This window comes from Pseudomonas sp. MAFF 730105, from assembly GCF_055380705.1.
Window position 1 is genome coordinate 4,360,053 of the sequence record NZ_AP018438.1, and the last position, 20,033, is coordinate 4,380,085.

Consider the following 20,033-nt stretch of genomic DNA (forward strand, 5'->3'; position numbering starts at 1 on the left):
TTCTAACAAAATCAGTGACGTAGCGACAACTGGTGCTGCGCCACCAGATCCGCCATGCTGCTGATGCAGTAGTCCGCCGCGCACGGCTGGAGCGGCAGCTCGGGGTTTCGGCAGATCAGGCACACAGCCCGATCCCGGCGTGAATGGGCGCCCGGACGGGTTACCTGGAGAATAGCGCCGGGATCGAGACCGTTGGCCGCCAGCCAATCGGGATCCTGCAAAGGATCGTTCGCCAGTGAGATGAAATCCTCCGGCTCGATACCCAGGCGTTCGCACAGCACGCCCCGGTCCTCGGCATCACGGTCGCCCAGCACCAGCAGACGGTAGAACTTGCGCAGGTAGAGCATCGCACCCGGTGCATCCTCGAACAGCGTCCAACTGGCCGCCGAGCGGGCGAAGCTCATGCCCTCCTCCCAGCTGACCTTGAGCTGCCAGCGCTCAGCCAACTGACGGTGGGCGAAGCACAGCAGCCCACTGAAGCCGAGCTCGCCAAAACGTGGATAGAGGGCCCGCAGCGCCTCATCGAACTCGGTCAGCACCTGAGTTTTGTCCGGCGGGTCGCCATGGGTCTCCAGCAGCGGCTGCAAGGCCGTCCAGATGCCGGAATCCCGATCCACCAGGACCTCGTCGCAGTCGATCAACAACGCTCGATATTCAGTCAGCCTCATGGCTAAAAGCCTCCGATGAGTCCCTAATGCAGTTCATCCAACGCGTTGGAACGAGTGTGGCGAGGCAGCCTGCTTCCTCGCCACAGGCGCTCAGTTCAAGACCCGCGCCAGTGCCCCTTCAAGAATCTGCAACGCTTCATCGATCTGCGCCTCGCTGGTCACCAGCGGTGCCAAGAAACGCATCACGTTGCGGTAGACCCCACACTTGATGACCAGCAACCCGCCCACACGGGCTTCGTCGATCAGGCGTTGGTTCAGGTCCGCGTCGGGGGTGCATGCTTCATCATTCTTGATCAACTCCATGGCCAGCATGAAACCGCTGCCACGCACATCACCGATCTGCGGGTAGCGGGCTTGCAGACGCAACAGCCCCTGACGCAGGCGCTCGCCCAGGGCGTCTCCGCGCGCCAACAGTTGTTCCTGCTCATAGGCCTCGATCACCGCCAGCGCCGCCGCGCACGACAATGCGTTGCCGCCATAGGTCCCGCCCAGGCCGCCAGGCAGTGGAGCGTCCATGATCTCGGCCTTGCCGACCACACCCGACAATGGCAGGCCACCGGCGAGGCTCTTGGCGACGGTGACCAGGTCTGGCTGGATACCGGCATGCTGGAAACCGAACCACTTGCCGGTGCGCCCGAAACCGGTCTGGATTTCATCGAGGATCAACACGATGCCGTGTTTCTCGGTCAGCGCACGCAGGCCCTGGAGGAACTCTACCGGCGCCGAAAGGAAACCACCATCGCCCTGCACCGGTTCGATGATGATCGCCGCGACCCGCTCAGGCGCCACTTGGGTGGCGAGCAGTTCGTCCAGCGCCTGGAGCGCCATCTCGCTGGTGACACCCCGATAGGCATTTGGATAGGGCGTGTGGAAGACTTCCGGCGCGAATGGCCCGAAGTTCTGTTTGTAGGGCTGGCTCATTCCGGTCAGCGTGGTGCCGAGCAGCGTCCGGCCATGGAACCCGCCGCGAAAGGCGATCACCGCCGAACGATGGGTGTGGGCGCGGGCAATCTTCACCGCGTTTTCCACCGCTTCGGCGCCGGAAGTGAAAAAGGCCGCTTTATAGGCGTGCTGGCCACCGATCATCTGGCACAGCCGCTGGGCGAGGTCCAGGTACGGCTTGTAGGCCACTACCTGGAAGCAGGCGTGGGAAACCTTTTGCAGTTGCGCCTGCACTGCCGCCACTACCTTGGGGTGATTGTGCCCGATGTTCAGCACACCGATACCGCCCACGAAGTCCAGGTAGCGCTTGCCGTCGACATCCCACAACTCCGAGCCCTGGGCCCGATCGATCACCAGCGGGTGCGCGGTCACCAGACCACGGGGGACGAATTGATCACGCTGACGGAGCAGACTTGGGGTTTCTTCGACTTTACTGTTCATGGCATTTCCCATAGTGAGCCAGGCAACCCGAAGCGGCTGCGATGTGTTCACAGGTTAAGCCTTCGACACAATGCTCTAAGCCGAACTTGCCCGCTGAGAAATCCGGATCGACTGTTTACACCCCGGCAAACAGCAGAATCCTCTCGCCCCATTGAGGCATGCTGGATACTCCTTATTTCCCGGCGAGAAGACCCATGGCCCTGCTCTACAAAGCTGACCCGGTACGCGGCGAACAGTGGAAGCGCCTGTTCGCCGAACATGCTCCGGATATCGAATGGCGCGCCTGGCCGGACATCGGTGACCCACGGGATATTCGCTACCTGGCGGCGTGGCAGGCACCGGACGATATCGAAACGGTGCTGCCGAATCTTGAGGTGCTGTTCGCCTTGTCGGCGGGGGTGGATCAGCTCGATCTGGGTCGCCTGCCGACGAACCTGCCGGTGGTGCGCCTGCTCGATCCGGGCATCAGCCAGGGCATGTGCGAATACGCCACGTTCGCCGTGCTCGGCTTGCACCGGGACATGCTGCGCTACCGTCAGCAACAGGCCGAACGGTGCTGGCAGGCACACCGACTGGTTCCCGCCCGGCAGCGTCGGATCGGGGTCCTGGGGTTGGGCCTGCAGGCCCGGAATATCCTCACCGCCTTGCAGCCATTCGGCTTCGCCCTGTCGGGTTGGGCCCGCAGTGAACACCAGATCGCCGGGGTGGCGTGCTTTGCAGGTACCGAACAACTGCCGGTGTTTCTGGGCCAATGCGATATCCTGCTGTGTGTGCTGCCGTTGACCGAGCAGACCCGGGGGATCCTCAAGCGCGAGGTATTCCAGCAACTGCCCAAAGGCGCGGCCCTGATCAACATGGGCCGAGGCGGCCATCTGGTCGAAGCGGATCTGCTGGAAGCGCTTGCCGACGGCCAGCTCAGCGCGGCCGTGCTCGACGTACTGGAACAGGAACCGGCCGCACCGGATCATCCCTTCTGGCATCACCCGCAGATTCTGTTGACCCCGCACATCGCGGCAATGACCCAACCCGAAAGTGCGTTTGGCGTTCTGCTGGACAATATCCGCCGGCATCAGCGGGGCGAATCGATGCTTGGCCAGGTGAATCGCGAACGGGCCTACTGACGTTTCGAAAACACTGTGGGTGCGGGCTTGCTCGCGAAGACGGCGGCACGGGCAACATCACTGCCAACTGACCCACCGCTTTCGCGGGCAAGCCCACCGGGGATTCGGGGTGGAGATAGCTCCTGTGAGCACCCCGCAAACACTGTGGGAGCGAGCCTGCTCGCGATGGCGGCGGCACAGCTGGCAACACTTCCAACTGCCCCACCGCTTCGCAAAACCGCCCCGATATTTACTGCTGGCCCGACACAGGATTTGAGCAAAAAATGTGGCCGGTGAAGCCGTCGTCAACGGAACCTGCCGAATCCATTCCAGCCTATTGTCAGGCCCGGTGGCAGGTGAGATACAGGGGCTCTCAGCGGACGAATCCGTCCGATTCCACGCCTTCCCAACGGGGATCTGCCATGTCCATTTCGCAACGCCCTGCTTACCTCTATCGACCCATGACTGCGGCAGATGTCCCCCGCGCCCATACGTTGTCCGTGAAACTGAAATGGCCCCATCGCCTGGAAGACTGGGCAATGCTGGAGCGTGTCGCCCAAGGGTTTGTGGTGGAAGACCAGGGTCGCCTCATCGGCAGTGCGTTCACCTGCCCACAGGGCAGCCATGCCAGCATTGGCCTGGTCATCGTCGATGACGAATACCAGGGCCAAGGCATTGGCCGCAGGCTGATGGAGCTGGCCCTCGAGGCCTGCGGGACGCGTACGCCCATGCTCAACGCGACGTTGGCCGGTGCACCGTTGTATGCCAGCCAGGGCTTCGTCGATTTCGGGCATATCCAACAACATCAGGGACAGGCGCTTTCGCTTGCACCGCAGCCACTGTCCCCTGGCGAACGCTGCCGCCCGCTGACCGAAGCCGATCAGGCCGCAGTGATCGAACTGGCCAATGCCGGAAGCGGCCTGGATCGAACTGTCGTGCTGAACGATCTGTTCGATGTCGTCGAGCAGGCGGTAGGCATAGAGCAGGACGGCCGCCTGTGCGGCTTCGCCCTGCTGCGCCCGTTCGGGCGGGGTCGCAGCATCGGCCCGGTCGTTGCGCAGACCCTGGAGCAGGCCCGGCACATGATCGCGGTCCTGCTGGCGCAGATCCCGGACGCTTTCGTACGCATCGACATTCCTTCCAATAGCGGCTTGACGGCCTTTCTGGAAGAGGCCGGGCTCAAGCAAATCGACACCGTCGCCCAAATGGCCCTCGGCACACCTCCCCAGGCCACCGGCGCGGTGCAACAGTTCGCGCTGGTGACCCAGGCCATTGGCTAACACATACTTTTCCTGGAGAGTCACCCTCATGCCCGAACCTACTGCAATGCTGTTGGCCCGCGCCGACGGCAGTCCTGTCGCCACGACCTTCATCCTGACCTCGTTGGGCGCCAACGACCCTTTCGACCGGCTGATCGCCTTTGCCGGGGAGGATGGCATCGCCGCCGGTGTAGTCGAGGTGAGCGGCCAGACCCGAGTCGACCACTATCCGTTCAGCGAAATGATCGTGGTGCACGCCGGTGCCGTCACCCTGCGCAGCCAGGAGCAGACGCTCCAGCTCAAACCCGGTGAAAGCGCGGTGATCGCCCGCGGCACAGCAGTGGAGATCGACGCACAGCCCGATTCGCGCTGGGCCTTCTGCGCCGACACCCAACCCGTCGCAGCGAGCACCCCCGGGCTCACGGCACTGCCTGCGCACACCCTGCTCTCGCCTTCCGCTGCGCCCGATGCCGAGATCCTGCTCAGCCCGGCGCCGCAGTGCCGCTCGTACAACGTGTTCGTCGAACAAGCCACCGACCTGCGCATCGGTGTCTGGGATTCGACCCCCTACACGCGCAGGGCACGGCCTCACAAACTGCATGAACTGATGCACCTGATCGAAGGCAGCGTCACCTTGCAGACAGCCGACGGCAGTGACCTGATCGTCAACACCGGCGACACGGTCTTCGTTCCCCTCAATGCCCGTTGTGCCTGGAAGAGCAATGTCTACGTGCGCAAGTTCTATGTCGTCAGATAGCCCTGATTGAGCAGCACCACCGCCATCGCGAGCAGGCTCGCTCCCACAGTGTTTCCGGGTGTTCACAGAAGTGGTGTCCACCTCAGATCCCTTGTGGGAGCGAGCCTGCTCGCGATGACGGTGGCACAGTCACCATCACCTTCAACGGCCCCACCCGCTTCCACAAAGAAAACCACGCAAAAAAAAGCCCGCAGTGTGAGCGGGCAAAAGGTGTTGCGTGACCGTGGGCTCAAAGCGCCGCAGCAATCGCCCCGCCAACGTCCTGGGTCGAGCCCTGCCCGCCCAGGTCCGGTGTGATAGGCCCTTGGGCGATCACGCGTTCGATGGCCTTGAGAATCCCGTCATGGGCCGCCCGGTAACGCTCATCCCCATTCCCCAGGAAGTCGAGCATCAAGGCGCCCGACCAGATCATCGCAATCGGGTTGGCGATGTTCTGCCCATAGATATCGGGGGCCGAGCCATGCACTGGCTCGAACAGCGACGGGAAACGTCGTTGCGGGTCGAGGTTGGCCGAGGGCGCAATGCCGATGGTGCCGGCGCATGCCGGGCCGAGGTCGGAAAGGATATCGCCGAACAGGTTCGACGCCACCACCACGTCAAAACGGTCAGGCTGCAAGACGAAACGCGCGCACAGGATGTCGATGTGCTGCTTGTCCCACGTCACCTCGGGGTACTGCTCGCCCATCAGCGCCGTGCGTTCGTCCCAGTACGGCATGCTGATGGAGATCCCGTTGGATTTGGTCGCCGACGTCAGGCGCTTGCGTGGCCGGGTCTGGGCCAGGTCGAAGGCGAACTTGAGAATCCGGTCGACACCACGGCGGGTAAACACCGACTCCTGGAGCACGAACTCGTGCTCGGTGCCTTCGAACATCTTGCCGCCAACGGAGGAATACTCGCCCTCGGTGTTTTCACGGATGACGACGAAATCAATGTCTCCCGCCTCGCGCCCGGCCAACGGACACGGCACGCCGGGGAACAGTCGCACCGGGCGAATGTTCACGTACTGGTCGAAGTCGCGACGAAACTTGAGCAACGACCCCCACAGGGAAATATGATCCGGCACCTTGTCCGGCCAACCCACGGCACCGAAGTAGATCGCGTCGAAGCCCTTGAGCTGTTCGAACCAGTCGCCGGGCATCATCTGCCCATGTTCCAGGTAGTAGTCGCAGTGAGCCCAGTCGAGCACTTCGATGTGCAAATCCAACTGCCATTTCTTCGCGGCCTGCTCCAACACCCGTAGCCCTTCCGGCAAGACTTCCTGGCCGATGCCATCGCCGGCAATGGCGGCGATTCTGAATGGTTTACTCATCAATCCTGGTCCCCTGCTGTCTGTTCAAACGATGACCGACTCACAACCCACCGATGTGGAAAGCCTTGACTTCGAGGTACTCGTCCAGCCCGTACTTGCTGCCCTCGCGACCCAGGCCCGATTGCTTGATACCACCGAAGGGCGCCACTTCCATGGAGATGATCCCGGTATTGAGGCCGACCATGCCGAACTCCAGTGCCTCGCCGAAACGCCAGGACCGACGCAAGTCCTGGGTGAAGAAATAGGCGCCCAGGCCATACGGCGTGGCATTGGCCAGGGCCAGCGCCTCCTCTTCGGTGGTGAAGCGCATCAACGGCGCCACCGGGCCGAAGGTTTCTTCGTTGGCCAGCAACATTCCGGCATGGGCTTCGCCAAGCACGGTGGGCTGCACGAACTGGCTGTCACCTTCAGGGATGCCACCACAGAGCAGGCGAGCGCCCTGGCTCAACGCATCGTCGATGTGCCGGGCGACCTTGCTGACCGCCGCAGGGTTGATCAGCGGGCCGATCGTCACATCCGCTTCCAGGCCATTGCCGATCTTGAGCTTGCCCACCTCTTGCACCAGGCGTTCGGCGAAACGCTCGTAGATGCCATCCTGCACCAGGATGCGGTTGGCGCAGACACAGGTCTGGCCGGCATTGCGAAACTTGCTGAGCATGATGCCGGTCACGGCCTGCTCCAGGTCCGCGTCATCGAACACGATGAAGGGAGCATTGCCGCCCAGTTCCAGGCTCAGGCGCTTGATGTGCTCGGCACTCTGGCGCATCAGCAGCCGACCGACCGCCGTGGAGCCGGTGAAAGAGATCTTGCGCACCGTCGGGTTGCCGGTCAGCTCTTCGCCGATGCCCGCGGGCAGGCCGGTGACGACGTTGAACACACCTGCGGGAATCCCGACCCGCTCGGCCAGCACCGCCAGCGCCAGGGCCGACAGCGGCGTGAGGTCCGAAGGTTTGACAATGACCGGGCAACCCGCCGCCAGGGCCGGGGCGCACTTGCGGGTGATCATTGCGTTGGGGAAATTCCAAGGGGTAATGGCCGCGCAGACCCCCACCGGTTGCTTGAGGGTGAGCAGGCGACGGTCGCCGCTGGGCGCCGGGATGGTTTCGCCATAGATCCGGCGGGCTTCCTCGGCAAACCATTTGGCGAAACCGGCACCGTAGCGGATTTCACCCTTGGCTTCGTTCAGCGGCTTGCCCTGCTCGCAGGTCATGATCAGCGCCAGGTCGTCGAGGTTGTCGATCATTGCCTGGTACCAGCGCTCCAACAGCACCGCACGCTCCGCCGCCGGACGGGCGCGCCAGGCCGGCCAGGCACGCTCGGCGGCCTCGATGGCACGACGGGTCTCCACACCCTGCAGGGCCGGTACGCGGGCCAGCAGCTCACCACTGGCCGGGTCGATGACGTCAAGGGTGGCGGCATCGTCAGCGCCGGTCCACTGACCGTCGATATAGGCGAGCTCTGCCAGCAGGCTGGGGTCTTTCAATAGCGTCTTGAGCATGGTCGTGTCCTGTTCCGAGGTATTTCCAGTCTAGGGAGATGCCGCGGCGCAGGATGCTGAAAGCGGGTGTTGGGCAGTGCGGGATGCTGAAGTTGCGGGGTGGGACGGCAGGCTCTACCGGGACATGAAAATCACCACCAACCCTTGTGGGAGCGAGCCTGCTCGCGATAGCGCTGGGTCAGTCAACGACGATGTCGACTGTGACATCGCCATCGCGAGCAGGCTCGCTCCCACAGGGGTTCGGTGGTGATTCAAGAGGCGTTTACAGTTTCAAGGACCCCAACACCCCTTCCAGAAACCGTTCACCCGCGTCCATCTGGCTGACCTCGATGAACTCATCGGGCTTGTGCGCCTGTTCGATGGAGCCTGGGCCACAGACCACTACGGGTACATCCAGGCGTTGTTTGAACAGGCCGCCTTCGGTGCCGAAGGACACCTTGGCGGTGCCGGTGTCCGGGGCGGCGAAGTTTTTCAGGAAGCGCACCGCCTCCACGCTCGGGTGGGTATCCAGGCCCGGGTAGACGTTCAAGGTGTCGATCTCGATAGCCGCCACGCTGGAGAGTTTTTTTGCTTCACCGACGATCATTTCGGCGCGCTCGCGCAGTTGCTCCAGGAACTGATCCAGGTTGTCAGCCGGCAAGTTGCGCACCTCGAAATCCAGGGTGCACAGGTTCGGCACGATGTTCAGGGCCTTGCCACCGACGATCTGCCCGACGTGCACGGTGCTGTAGGGCACATCGAAATCCGCATCCCGGGCGCCCTGCTCCTGCAACTGCTGCTGGCTCTGGCGCAGCGCCGCGATGAAATCGCAAGCCACGTGAATCGCGTTCACCGAAAGCGGCGCCAGCGACGAGTGCGCCTCCAGGCCCCGACAGTAGGTACGGTAGGAACCCTTGCCCTTGTGCCCGAGCACGAACTGCATGTTGGTCGGCTCGCCGATCACGCACAGGAACGGCCGGACCGGCGCCAGGTGAAGCACATCGAGCAGACGACGCACGCCGACACAACCGATCTCTTCGTCATGGGACAGCGCCAGTTGCAACGGTCGGCTCAACGAGCAGTCGGCGGCATCGAGCATGGCGTCGATGGCCAGCGCGATGAAGCCTTTCATGTCACAGCTGCCGCGACCGTAGATCCGGCCGTCGCGCAGCGTCGCCTGAAACGCCGGGACGGTCCACGCCTGTCCCGCCGCCGGCACCACGTCGGTGTGCCCGGACAACAGGATCCCCGGCTGCTCACGGGGGCCGGTGCTGGCGAAGAGGTTGGCCTTCTTGCCGCTCTCGTCCTTGACGATCAGCGACTCGATGCCCTTGCTCGCCAGCAGCTCGCGCACATACTCGATCAAGGCCAGGTTCGACTCCGAAGAGACCGTTTCAAATGCCAGCAGGCGTTCGAGAATCGCCAGTACCCTTGGTTTCATGACGCTTTGCTCCGTTGCTCGGCAGAAGAGGCGAACCGGCAAATGGAGAACGGTTCGATGGAAGTGCTGGTACTGCCGGTGCTGATCAGCTCGGCCATGACATCACCGACACCCGGGCCGAGCTGGAAGCCGTGACCGCTGAAACCGAACGCATAGTACAGACCATCCACATTGCCACTGGGCCCCATCACCGGCAGCGAGTCGGACAGGTAGCCTTCGATGCCGCTCCACACGCGGATGATGTTCAGGTTGCCGATACCTGGCACCAGGCGGTGCATCTGGTCCAGCTGATTGAGAATACTGCGCGGCTCGACATGGGCCCGACGGTTGAGCATGTCCGGCTTGCAGCGATAGCCACCGCCGATGATGATGTTGCCCCGGGGGATCTGACGGAAGTAGATCACCTCTTCGGGTATCTTGGTGTACACGCCGATCACCGTCGGCAAGGCATACGGCACCGGCTCGGTGACCGCCATCTGCGGGCCGTTGGTCTCCAGCGGCACCGGTTCACCGAATTGCTCCGAGAGCTTCTGGCCCCAGGCCCCCGCCGTGATCAGCAGGCGCGCGGCGCTGAACCGGCGACCGTCGGTGGTGGTGACGCTGAACGTATCGGCGTTGACCTTCTGCACTTCGGCCACTTCGGTCCGCTCTTCGATGCGTGCCCCCAGCCGCCGGGCCGCCCGCGCAAACGCAGGCGCCGCCAGACGCGGGTTGGCGTGGCCGTCGTGAGGCGCATAAGAGCCTCCCTTCACGTCTTTGCCAAGGAACGGAAAACGTTCATGCAGTTCGGCGCCACGGTAGATCTTCAAATCCAGCTGCACCGCTTCAGGGGCTGCGGCGTAAGCCTCAAGCTCAGCAATCTCGTCTTCGCGATAGCACACGCGCATATGCCCGCTGGCGATGAATTCCAGGTCGTCGTCGATCAATTCCGGCAAGCGTTTCCACAGGGCAAAGGAGCGATTCGCCAGCTCCAGTTGCCCGAGGTAACGCCCCTGGCGCCGGACGTTGCCGAAGTTGACGCCGCTGGCGTACTGACCGATCAGGTCGCGTTCCAGCAGAATCACCGACTGCCCTCGCTGGCGCAGGAAAAATGCTGACGCCGCGCCCATCACACCACCGCCGACAATCAACACATCGGCCTTGTTCTGGGTCATGGCGTCACCTCCCGGGTGAGCATCGAAAGCGGTTTGACTGGCGCCTGGCCACGTTGGCGGCCGACCTCCCGGACGTCGACACCGGCCGCCGCGGCAATCACTTCGGCCCCGGCCTGGGCGCAATAGCGCCCCTGGCACCGGCCCATGCCGACCCGGCTGAAGGCCTTGGCCCGGTTGACTTCGCAGGCGCCCTTTTCACTGACGGTGCGCCGCAGCTCGCCAGCGGTGATCATTTCACAACGGCAGACAATGGCCTCGTCCGGCAATGCCTTGGCTTGCGCCGCCGGCCAGGGAAACGCCTGGGCCAGACCGAGGCGAAACGCGTCCATCACCTTGAGCGCCTGGCGCTGTTCGGTGACCTGGGCGGCATCCACCGGCTGCTGTAGATCGCTCAGCACCGCCAGGGCGGCCAGGCGACCGGCGCATTCGGCGGCATCGGCGCCACGGATGCTCGAACCATCTCCGGCGGCATAGACACCGCTGACCGAGGTTCGCCCGTCCTCATCCGTCGCCAGCAGCCACTGGCTGGATGCCTCGTCGAAACGCAAGACACAGCCGGCCAGATCGGCCAACTGGGTTTCCGGACGCAAGTGATAACCCAGGGCGACGGCGTCGCAATCCACCGTCAACGTTTCGCCGTTCGCGGTACGCACGCGCACGCCACTGACACCACTGTCCGCCTCCCCCAGTATTTGCAGCGGTGAAATACCCAGGTGCACCGGGACTTTCGCCTGGCGCAACTGCGCCAGCAGCTTCATGCCGGTGAACAATAAACGGGGACGCGCCATGAGTTTGGGCAGGGCCTTGATACGCTTGCCCAAGGGCGAAGTGTCGAGCACCGCAGCCACATTGGCACCGGCCTTGAGGTATTGGCTGGCAACGAGATAGAGCAACGGCCCGCTGCCCATGAACACCACCCGGTGACCAATGGAAACCGCCTGGGCCTTCAACGCGATCTGCGCCCCGCCGAGGCTGTAGGTGCCGCCCAACTGCCAGCCTTCGATGGGCATCAGGCGGTCGGTGGCGCCGGTGCAAAGCACCAGCGCGTCGTAATCCACCGTCAAATGTTCGCCCTGGCTGACGCAACACAGTTGCCCCGATGTCAGGTTCCACACCAGGGTGTCCGGACGGTAGTCGATCTGCGGGCGCAAACGGTCGAAACTGTCGTGCAGGTCCCGGGCCTTCTCGGCCTCGGTGCCGTACAGCGTGGTGTAGGTACGGGTGAATCCTTCGGGCTGGCGGCGGTAGATCTGTCCGCCGTCGCGCCGGTTTTCGTCGATCAGGATCGGCCTGAAGCCCGCCGCGACCAACGTCTGGGCACAGCGAATGCCCGCCGGCCCGGCACCGACTATCGCTATCCGCGCAGTGGCCATATTGCCTCCGGTTGCCGGGTGATGATGTCCAAGCCCTCGCGGACTTCATTGGAGCAGGCACGCAGGCGTTCGCCGCTGCGGGTCCAGACCCAGCAGTCCTGGCAGGCGCCCATCAGGCAGAAACCGGCGCGGCTGCCCGGATCGAACTCCGACTGGCGCAACGCCAGGCCGTGGGTCAGCAGCGCGACCATCAACGTGTCGCCCTGCAACGCCTCGACGGGGACGCCATCCACGGTCAGTTTGACGACGGGCCGGCCCTGTTCGGCCAGCCTTACGAAACGAGCGCTCATGCGTAGGCTCCGACAATCATGCTGTTTGCATCCTGCTGCGTCTTGAGCAGCTCGCCACCGTCGTGATGACAGAGCACCTCGCTGCCCCCTCGATGACGCGCCGGGGCGGCGCGGTGCGGTTGCACAGGCCGTCGACGCGCACCGGGCAGCGATTGAGAAAGGTGCACAGCGTCGACGCCTCGGCCTTTTCACCCAGTGCGGGCAGCGTGCCGCAGGTGGTCGTGCCACAGCTTTCCAGCCAGCCCTGGCGCAACTCAGGCACCGAATGGATCAGCAGGTCGGTGTAGGGATGGAACGGTGCCTGGGCGAACGATTGCCGTGAGCCCTCCTGGACCTTGTGGCCGCTGTACATCACGACGATGTCATCGCACAGCGCCCGCACCGTGGAAATGTCGTGGCTGATGAACAGGTAGGAAACCCCCAGTTGCTGGCGCAAGTCGCGCAGCAGTTCGAGAATCGCCGCGCCCACCACCGTATCGAGGGCCGAGGTCACTTCATCGCAAAGAATCAGGTCCGGCTTGGCCGCCAACGCGCGGGCCAGGTTGACCCGCTGCTTCTGCCCGCCGGACAGTTCGCCCGGACGGCGCTCGGCCAGGGTTCGCGGCAGGCGCACCAGGTCCAGCAACTCGCCGATACGTTCACGCAGCGCTGCACCCTTGAGGCCGAAATACATTTTCAGTGGTCGGCTCAGTATGGTGCTGATGCTGTGCATCGGATTGAGCGCGGTGTCGGCGTTCTGGAACACCATCTGGATTCGCCGGAACTGTTCATCGGTGCGCTCGGACAGGCTGCCGCCCAAGGGCTGGCCATCGAACGTCAACCCGCCAAGAGCCGGTGGCAACAGCCCCGCCACCACCCGCGCCAGAGTGGATTTACCCGACCCCGATTCGCCGATCACCCCGATGGCCTGGCCCCGGCGCACGGTCAGGTCGATGTCCTCGAGCACGCGGATCATCGGCATCCCGCGACGGTCCTTGTCGCCATAGCCGGCGGTCAGGCCCTGGATCGTCAACAGCGGCGTGTCCGCGGCCACGCCGCAGGGTGGACGAATCGTCGTGTCCGGCCGCGCCGCCGCCAGCAGGCTGCGGGTGTATTCGTGGGCCGGCCCCTTGAGCAGTGGCGCGGTGGCGCTCTGCTCGAAGATCTGCCCGCCGTTGAGCACGACGATCTGGTCGGCCATCTGCGCGACGACCGCCAGGTCGTGGGACACATAGACCGCCGTCGCGCCACGCTCGCGTACGACCCGCTTGAAGGCCCGCAACACGTCGATCTGGGTCGTGACGTCGAGGGCCGTAGTCGGCTCATCGAGCACCACCAGCAGCGGATCGCTGATCAACGCCATGGCGGCCATCACCCGTTGCAGCTGGCCGCCGGAAACCTGATGGGGGTAGCGCTGGCCGATGCGTTCGGGGTTCGGCAGCGCCAGGTCCCGGAACAGCCCGATGGCCTTGGCTTCGAGCGTGGCCCGGTTGCCCAGGCCATGGATCAGCGCGCCTTCTACCACTTGGTCGATCAGCTTCTTGGCCGGGTTGAACGCCGCGGCGGCGCTCTGGGCAATGTACGAGACACGGTTGCCGCGCAAGCCTTGCAACTCGCTTTCACCGAGGGCCAGCATGTCATGCTCGCCGATGCGCACGCTGCCGCCGGCCAGGCGACAACCGCGCCGTGCGTAACCGAGCAGTGCCAGGGCAATGGTGGTCTTGCCGGAGCCGGACTCGCCGATCAGCGCCAGCACTTCGCCTTTCTCCAGGGAGAAACTCACACCCTTGACGATTTCGACTTCGCCGCGTTCGTCACCGGCGACGACCCGCAGGTTTTCGACTCGGATCAATTCGCTCATCTCAATGGCCTCCCGAACGTCGATTGCGCCGCGAAGACAGGCGGTCGATAAACAGATTCACGCCGATGGTCAGGGTGCCGATGGCCAATGCCGGAATCACGATGGCCGGCGCGCCCTGGTTAAGGCCGCCAATGTTCTCGCGCACCAGGGAGCCGAGGTCGGCGTCCGGCGGTTGCACGCCCAGGCCGAGGAAGCTCATGCCGCTGAGCAGCAGCACGATGAAGCCGAAGCGCAGGCCCAGGTCCGCCAGCACCGGGTTGAGCATATTGGGCAGGATTTCCACGCAGGCGATGTACAGCCGACGCTCGCCACGGGTGCGGGCCACTTGCACGTACTCCAGGGCCTCGATATTCACCGCCATGCTGCGGGCGATACGGAACGCCCCCGGGGTGTAGCTCAGTACCGCCGTGCACACCAACAAGGTCACCGACGAGCCGAACGCCGAAACCATGATCAACGCCAGCATCTTGCTCGGAATCGAAATGAACGCGTCCATCAGGCGGCTGATCAGTTCGTCCAGCCACTTCGGTGAAACCACCGAGAGCAACGCGCAAGTGGTTCCCAGCCCGCTCGCCAGTACCGCGGCGACCAACGCCAGGCCCACGGTGAATTGCGCGCCGACCAGGATCCGGCTGAGCATGTCACGGCCCAGGTAGTCGGTGCCCAGCGGGTAAGCGGCACTGAAGCCGTCGAAGACATTGTCGGACACCACTTCCCCCACCGGGTGGGGTGCCAGCCAGGGGCCGAAAATCGCCACCAGCAACCACATGACACACATCACGGCACCGATCAGCCCAAGCCAGGACGAACCATGAGCGTCTTTGCCCAATGCCAGTGCTACCGCCGCAGTCGGGGATTTCACAATGGGATTGTTCATTGGTTTCTCAGCCTCGGATTGGAAAGGATCGCGCACAGGTCGGCAATCAACACCAGCGACAGGTATGCGGTACAGAACAGCATGGTGCAGGCCTGGACCAACGCCATGTCACGGTTGGTCACGGCATCGACCATCAGGCTGGCGATGCCGGGATAGTTGAAAATCGTCTCGACGATCACCACGCCGCCCAACAGATACGACAGGCTCAAGGCAATGGCATTGGCAATGGGCCCGATGGCGTTGGGCAGCGCATGACGCAGCACCACCCGCACCGGGCTCACGCCCTTGAGACGGGCCATTTCCACGTAAGGACTGTCGAGTTGATCGATCACCGCCGCCCGGGTCATGCGTGCCATCTGCGCAACGATCACGCAACACAACGTCATCACTGGCAAGGCGTAGGTCCGCATGAATTGCAACGGCGAAGTGATTTCACTGGAATACGACAGCGCTGAAAGCCAGCCCAGGTTCACGGCGAAAATCAGCACCGCCAGGGTGGCCACCAGGAACTCCGGCACAGCCACCATCATCAGCGTGAAGAAGCTCACGAAACCGTCGATGCGACCGCCGCGGCCCATGGCCGAACCGATGCCCAGGACCAGCGCCAGCGGCACCGACACCAGCGCCGTCGCGATCGCCAGCATCAGGGTGTTGGGTACCCGTCCCGCCATCAGTTCCGCAACCGACGTGGCATTGGACGCCGACACCCCAAGGTCGCCGCTGAGCAGGTTCGTCAGCCAGTGCAGGTAACGCAACACACCCGGCTGATCCAGCCCCATTTTCACGCGCAGCGCCGCGACCTGCTCTGGCGTGGCGAATTGTCCGAGGGCCTGCTGTGCCGCGTCTCCCGGCAATACCGCCGTGATGGCGAACACCACCATCGATACAATCAGAAGGGTCACGATCGCTGCACCGAAGCGCCGGCCGATCAACCACAGTGTGTTGCTATTCATCGCCCTATCCTCGTGCACTGTCAGCCAGCGAAACACCGACGCTCATCAAGCGTCCAGCCAGACCTGCTCGGCGAACATGTAGCCCATGAAGCCGCCCAGCGGGTTGGTGCCATAGCCCTTCACGCGCTGGTCGACGCCATCGATGTTGCTGATGAACACCGGGATGCCGATACCGCAGTGATCATGCACCAGGGTCTGCATGTCGGCGTACATCTTGCCGCGCTTGGCTTCGTCGGTTTCGCCCCGGGCCTGTATCAGCAGCTGATCGAACTGGGCATTTTTCCAACCGGACTCATTCCACGGTGCCGTCGACTGGAAGAACTGCGAGAACAGCATGTCGGCGTTGGGCCGTGGGTTGATGTTGCCGAAGCTCAACGGATGCTTGGCCCAGTGGTTGGACCAGTAGCCGTCGCTCGGCAGACGGTTGACGTTGAGCTTGAGCCCAGCCTCCTTGGCCGACTGCTGCAGCAGCACCGCAACGTCCACCGAACCGGTGGCAGCCGGCGAACACATTACCGGCATGCTGATGCTTTCCATGCCGGCCTTTTTCAGCAGGAAGCGCGCCTTCTCCGGATCGTAGGTCCGTTGCGGCAGGTCGGCATTGTGGAAACGCGAACCGGGGGCAATCGGATGGTCGTTGCCGACCCGGGCAAACCCGCGGAAGATCGCCGACTTGACCTGTTCCCGGTCCAGCAGCAGCTTCATGGCTTCGGTGAATTCCGGGTTCTGCCCGGGCATCTGGTCCTGGCGAATGATCAAGTCAGTGTAGTTACCCGACGGCGAGTCCACGACCCGGTGGGTGGTGCTGTCCTTGATGCGCGTCGTCGAGCGAGGGTTGACCTCATTGATGATCTGCACGTCGCCCGAGAGCAGCGCGTTGACCCTGGACGGCTCGTCGGCAATGCCGATGAACTCGATCTCGTCCAGGTACGGCAAACCGGGTTTCCAATAGTTGGTGTTGCGTGCACCGATGGACCGCACCCCCGGCTTGAACTCCTTGACCTTGAACGGACCTGTACCGACACCCTGGCTGAAGTCGCTGGTACCTTCGGGCACGATCAGCATATGGGAAACAGCGAGAATCGATGGCAGCTCGGCATTCGGGCCACTCAAGCGGATCTGCACTTCATGGGTGCCGTTGGCCTTGACCTCGGCAAACTGCTCGGCCAAGGGCAGGACCTTGGATCCGGTAATCGGATCCTTGTGTCGCAACAGGGAATACACCACATCAGCGGCGGTCAGGCCCTTGCCGTTGTGAAACGTCACTTCCTTGCGCAGGGTAATCACCCAGAGCGTGGCGTCAGTGGTATCGATGCGCTCGGCAAGCTCCAGTTGCGGCACCATGTGGCTGTCGAAACGGGTCAGGCCGTTGTAGAACATGTAATGGCGCACGTAGTCCGTGGAGGATGAACCCTTGGCCGGATCCAGCGTATCGGAGGTGGAGCTGGAAATACCGGCGACGCGAATGCGCCCACCCGGCTTGCCCTTGCCAGGGCTCGCGGTTTCGTCGGCCAGCAGTTTGCCAGCGGCGCCGAACAGGCTGCCGGCCCCTGCCGCGGCCACCCCGGCCAAGCCCAGCATCTGCAGCGCATGACGGCGCGACATGCCCCGATTGAGCCCTTCAAAAACACGCAGACTGTCTGTACCGGTAATCAACTGGCTATCAATGCTGCTCTTAGTGTCAGTCATGTCAGTTCTACCTTTCGCTTATGGTAAGGGCTCGGTTGCGCACGGTTGACGCAACGTGGATGAAACGTAAAAACAACGTCATATGAATCAGTGGAGATAGTCCTGCAGGCGGTAATACGCGCCTACCAGCGGCAAGAACCAGGGCTTGCCGAAATGCCCGGGAATCGCCGGCCAGTCGAGCTCGCGCCACGGATTGGCCTCAGCCTTGCCAGCCATGACCTCGGCCATGACCTGCCCCATGTGCACCGACATCTGCACGCCATGGCCGCTGTAGCCCATGGAGTGATACACCCCGCCATGCTGGCCGGCCCGGGGCAACCGGTCGGACGTCATGTCCACCAATCCGCCCCAGCAGTAGTCGATCCTGACGTTGGCCAGTTGCGGGAACATCCGCACCATTGCCGCTTGCAGCACCTTGCCGCTCTTGGCATCGGAAACACTGTCGGACATGGCAAACCGCGCACGCCCGCCAAACAGCAGACGGTTGTCCGGGGTCAGGCGGAAGTAGTTGCCGATCATGCGACTGGTGACATAGGAGCGGCGCGCCGGCAGCAAGCTGTCGATCAGCGCCTGGGGCAACACCTCGGTGGCGATCACGAAACTGCCCACTGGGACGATTCGCCGCCGATACCAGCCCAAGCCGCCATGCTGACTGGCACCGGTCGCCAGCAAGACCTGCGAAGCGTGCAGTGTTCCCTTGCTGGTGTTGACCTGATAACCACCGGCGCTGGCCTTCCAGTCCTTGACGGCCACGCCCTGGAAAATCAACGCGCCGTGACGCGCGGCGGCCTCGGCCAAGCCGACGCCAAAGCGCCCGATGTGCATCTGCACACCATTGCGCTGCAGCAGGCCGCCATGAAACTGGTCGGACTTGACCTCCGCCCGCGTCTCTTGGGCGGACAGCAGCTCGACCTCGGCATCGACTTCCTTGCGGATCAACTCACAGGTGCGTGCCAATCCCTCGTAGTGCATCGGCTTGGCGGCGAGTTTGAGCTTGCCGTTGCGCTTGAGGTCGCAGGCAATCCCCTCCTGTTCCACCAGCGCGACGACGCTCTGCACGGCGCTCTCGTAGGCCTGGTAATACGCCCGCGCTTTATCGGCGCCGAGACTGGCGGTGAGCGCCGCGTAATCCTGGGCGACGCCGGTGCTGCAATGCCCGCCGTTACGCCCCGACGCCTCGCCAATCACCCGTCCCGCTTCCAGCACCGCCACGCTGGCCCCCTTCAGGGCCAGGGCACGGGCGGCCGCCAGCCCGGTGAAACCGCCACCGACGACGGCGACATCGACCTGCCTCGGCAACCCGCCGAGTTGAGCACCTGTGAAGGCCGGTGCGGTATCGAGCCAATAGGACTCACTGCCCATGTCTAACCCCTTTCGCCTTGGAAAGTGCGTGCGTCTCAGAGCCCGACCAGAGCGGCCAACCCGCCGATATCGGGAATCTGGTGATAGCCATAGATCGCGTTGCCCGGCTGCTCGTGACCACGGGCAACAAAGGCCTTGTTCTTGATCTTCATGTCATGGGCAGGCATCAAGTCGTAGCGGAAGCTGGACGATACGTGCAACACGTCTTCCGGCCCGCAGCCGAGGTTATCGAGCATGAATTCGAAGGCCGCCAGGCGCGGCTTGTAGGCCTGTGCCTGCTGGGCGGTGAAAACTTTATGGAAAGGCGCGCCGAGCTTGTCGACGTTGGACATGATCTGCTCGTCCATCGCGTTGGAAAAAATCACCAGGGGGATCTTGTCGGCGATTTTCGACAGGCCCGCCGGCACATCGGCGTGAGGGCCCCAGGTCGGCACGGCGTCGTAGTAGAGCTGACCTTCGCCCCGATACTCAACACCCCAGCGCTTGCAGACGCGGGCCAGGGACGTCTTGATGATTTCATCATAGGGGCGCCAGTCACCCATCACTTGATCCAGGCGATAAGCGGCGAAGTCCTTGACGAACTGATCCATCTGCCCGGCATCGACACGATCGGCGAACAGCTCGCGGGTCATGCTGCCCATCTGGAAGTTGGTCAACGTGCCGTAGCAATCGAAGGTGATGTACTTGGGTCGAAGAAAGCTCATGGGTGCGGTCCTGAATGGTTGTTGGAGGCATGAACGTGGCAAGCATCGGCGCCATTCGTTAAGCACCGGCACAACGCTGCATCACATTTTCATTACAACACCATGAGACCGTGGATAATCGGTTAAAAATAGTGGCGGCTTGGTACAAACCACCGTTTTGCGGGGCTCCCTCAGCAGACTTTGCGGGATGCTCCAGGCACGGGCGTTGCGCCCATGTTTCAGTGGGTTTGCGGGCAGTTCTGGTGCACCAAACGGCACTGCGGCGAGCTGTTTGCGGCAGAATCTGCGCAGGAACCGTGGGCGTTTCAGCATCTTTGTCGAACGGGCTGACGCCATCGCGAGCAGGCTCGCTCCCACAGGGATTTGGCTTGGATCACAAAGCGCGATGGCTCCCAGA

16 protein-coding genes and 1 pseudogene are annotated in these 20,033 nt (G+C 63.3%); 3 read left to right on the top strand and 14 right to left on the bottom strand.

Features of this window, described 5'->3' with window-relative positions; all coding sequences use genetic code 11:
- Positions 1 to 11: 11 nt before the first annotated feature.
- Complete coding sequence (locus PCOSP_RS18585; protein ID WP_175362136.1) at positions 12 to 668, bottom strand: HAD family hydrolase; 657 nt, start codon at positions 666 to 668, stop codon at positions 12 to 14.
- A gap of 90 nt (positions 669 to 758) precedes the next feature.
- Complete coding sequence (gabT, locus tag PCOSP_RS18590) at positions 759 to 2,051, bottom strand: 4-aminobutyrate--2-oxoglutarate transaminase (RefSeq protein ID WP_139648544.1); 1,293 nt, start codon at positions 2,049 to 2,051, stop codon at positions 759 to 761.
- 194 nt (positions 2,052 to 2,245) lie between these two features.
- Between gabT and PCOSP_RS18595 the strand changes: the two genes are divergently transcribed.
- The 3 genes from PCOSP_RS18595 to PCOSP_RS18605 all read left to right on the top strand — a co-directional run bounded on the left by PCOSP_RS18595 (position 2,246) and on the right by PCOSP_RS18605 (position 5,167).
- Positions 2,246 to 3,172: a 2-hydroxyacid dehydrogenase gene (locus tag PCOSP_RS18595; protein ID WP_464709259.1), complete on the top strand. Its 927-nt coding sequence runs from the start codon at positions 2,246 to 2,248 to the stop codon at positions 3,170 to 3,172.
- A gap of 401 nt (positions 3,173 to 3,573) precedes the next feature.
- Entirely contained in the window at positions 3,574 to 4,431 is an 858-nt protein-coding gene (locus PCOSP_RS18600) for a GNAT family N-acetyltransferase (protein ID WP_139648539.1), read from the top strand.
- 28 nt (positions 4,432 to 4,459) lie between these two features.
- Positions 4,460 to 5,167, top strand: coding sequence for a cupin domain-containing protein (locus tag PCOSP_RS18605; RefSeq protein WP_175385844.1), 708 nt, complete (start codon positions 4,460 to 4,462; stop codon positions 5,165 to 5,167).
- A gap of 229 nt (positions 5,168 to 5,396) precedes the next feature.
- Here PCOSP_RS18605 and PCOSP_RS18610 read toward each other — a convergent pair whose 3' ends face one another.
- The 12 genes and pseudogenes from PCOSP_RS18610 to PCOSP_RS18665 form a co-directional block, all read right to left on the bottom strand.
- Entirely contained in the window at positions 5,397 to 6,476 is a 1,080-nt protein-coding gene (locus PCOSP_RS18610) for a tartrate dehydrogenase (protein WP_175385845.1), read from the bottom strand.
- Positions 6,477 to 6,516: 40 nt separating this feature from the next.
- On the bottom strand, positions 6,517 to 7,974 hold the full coding sequence (locus PCOSP_RS18615) for an NAD-dependent succinate-semialdehyde dehydrogenase (RefSeq protein WP_175362132.1): 1,458 nt from the start codon (positions 7,972 to 7,974) through the stop codon (positions 6,517 to 6,519).
- A 262-nt stretch (positions 7,975 to 8,236) separates the two neighbouring features.
- Complete coding sequence (gene argE / locus PCOSP_RS18620; protein WP_464709260.1) at positions 8,237 to 9,394, bottom strand: acetylornithine deacetylase; 1,158 nt, start codon at positions 9,392 to 9,394, stop codon at positions 8,237 to 8,239.
- Positions 9,391 to 10,548 (bottom strand): NAD(P)/FAD-dependent oxidoreductase, encoded by a 1,158-nt coding sequence (locus PCOSP_RS18625; protein ID WP_464709261.1) that lies wholly within the window; start codon positions 10,546 to 10,548, stop codon positions 9,391 to 9,393. The genes argE and PCOSP_RS18625 overlap by 4 nt, the downstream gene beginning before the upstream one ends.
- Positions 10,545 to 11,921 carry an FAD/NAD(P)-dependent oxidoreductase gene (locus tag PCOSP_RS18630; RefSeq protein WP_464709262.1) on the bottom strand — a complete coding sequence of 459 codons (1,377 nt, stop codon included), beginning with the start codon at positions 11,919 to 11,921 and terminating at the stop codon, positions 10,545 to 10,547. Before PCOSP_RS18630 ends, PCOSP_RS18625 begins: the two co-directional genes overlap by 4 nt.
- The gene (locus tag PCOSP_RS18635) at positions 11,903 to 12,211 is read right to left on the bottom strand and encodes a (2Fe-2S)-binding protein (protein WP_464709264.1); all 309 of its coding nucleotides are present in this window, start codon (positions 12,209 to 12,211) and stop codon (positions 11,903 to 11,905) included. The genes PCOSP_RS18630 and PCOSP_RS18635 overlap by 19 nt, the downstream gene beginning before the upstream one ends.
- Positions 12,208 to 14,051: pseudogene (locus tag PCOSP_RS18640) on the bottom strand (ABC transporter ATP-binding protein). The gene PCOSP_RS18635 and the pseudogene PCOSP_RS18640 overlap by 4 nt, the downstream one beginning before the upstream one ends.
- Before the next feature lies 1 nt (position 14,052).
- Complete coding sequence (locus tag PCOSP_RS18645; RefSeq protein WP_139648523.1) at positions 14,053 to 14,928, bottom strand: ABC transporter permease; 876 nt, start codon at positions 14,926 to 14,928, stop codon at positions 14,053 to 14,055.
- On the bottom strand, positions 14,925 to 15,881 hold the full coding sequence (locus tag PCOSP_RS18650) for an ABC transporter permease (protein WP_139648521.1): 957 nt from the start codon (positions 15,879 to 15,881) through the stop codon (positions 14,925 to 14,927). Before PCOSP_RS18650 ends, PCOSP_RS18645 begins: the two co-directional genes overlap by 4 nt.
- A gap of 45 nt (positions 15,882 to 15,926) precedes the next feature.
- A complete protein-coding gene (locus PCOSP_RS18655) occupies positions 15,927 to 17,570 on the bottom strand; it encodes an ABC transporter substrate-binding protein (RefSeq protein ID WP_139648519.1) in 1,644 nt (547 codons plus the stop codon).
- Positions 17,571 to 17,657: 87 nt separating this feature from the next.
- Complete coding sequence (locus PCOSP_RS18660) at positions 17,658 to 18,932, bottom strand: NAD(P)/FAD-dependent oxidoreductase (RefSeq protein ID WP_139648517.1); 1,275 nt, start codon at positions 18,930 to 18,932, stop codon at positions 17,658 to 17,660.
- A gap of 35 nt (positions 18,933 to 18,967) precedes the next feature.
- The gene (locus tag PCOSP_RS18665; protein ID WP_139648515.1) at positions 18,968 to 19,636 is read right to left on the bottom strand and encodes a haloacid dehalogenase type II; all 669 of its coding nucleotides are present in this window, start codon (positions 19,634 to 19,636) and stop codon (positions 18,968 to 18,970) included.
- Between the last annotated feature and the right edge of the window lie 397 nt (positions 19,637 to 20,033).